Source organism: Pseudomonas persica (assembly GCF_900291015.1).
Taxonomy (GTDB): Bacteria; Pseudomonadota; Gammaproteobacteria; order Pseudomonadales; family Pseudomonadaceae; genus Aquipseudomonas.
In genome coordinates this window covers 1-252 of record NZ_OLKL01000255.1, presented here as the reverse complement: position 1 = coordinate 252, position 252 = coordinate 1, and the positions used below count along the sequence as shown (strand labels likewise).

Below are 252 nucleotides of genomic sequence, written 5' to 3'. Positions count from 1 at the left end.
CGCAGTGCCAGTTTCAGCCGACGTATCTCCGGCCCCAATGGCGAGTTCGCCGGGTTGGCAGCGGGTGCGCTGCGCCTGTCGTACTTCAATGAGTTGTTCCAGCGCCTGGACATTGGCCACGACAGCAGCATCAACCTGTTCAATACCGATGGGCAGTTGCTCGTCCGCCAGCCCTACCGCGGGCAGGACCCGCTGATTGGCACCTACTACACCGAACGGCCCAATTTCAAACGCATCCTCAGTGAACAGAGC

At 60.7% G+C, this 252-nt stretch carries 1 protein-coding gene; it reads left to right on the top strand.

Annotated features, from left to right (window positions below; genetic code table 11):
- Positions 1-252 (top strand): PDC sensor domain-containing protein (locus FQ664_RS26475; RefSeq protein ID WP_474707159.1); only part of this gene is annotated, 252 nt, incomplete at both ends.